Raw genomic sequence first — 256 nt, 5'->3', positions numbered from 1 at the left:
TCCGGCGGCGAGTTCGGCGTGCGCGGCTATGTCGCCGCCTATGATGCCAAGGACGGCAAGGAGCTGTGGCGAACCTTCACCATTCCGGGCGAAGGCGAGCCGGGCCATGACACCTGGCAGGGCGACGACTGGAAGAACGGCGGCGGCTCGGCCTGGATGACCGGCAATTACGACAAGGAGACCAAGACGATCTATTGGGGCGTCGGCAACGCCGCGCCATGGCCGGGCGAGACCCATCCCGGCGACAATCTCTACA

1 pseudogene is annotated in these 256 nt (G+C 66.0%); it reads left to right on the top strand.

The features are described 5' to 3' along the window. Positions 1–256 (top strand): annotated as a pseudogene (locus AABA84_RS34930) (PQQ-dependent dehydrogenase, methanol/ethanol family); the annotation flags it as partial.

The organism is Bradyrhizobium sp. TM239, from assembly GCF_036247985.1.
GTDB classification, from domain to species: domain Bacteria; phylum Pseudomonadota; class Alphaproteobacteria; order Rhizobiales; family Xanthobacteraceae; genus Bradyrhizobium; species Bradyrhizobium ottawaense.
The sequence above is the reverse complement of the archived record's forward strand: the minus strand, read 5'-3'. Positions and strand labels throughout refer to the sequence as shown.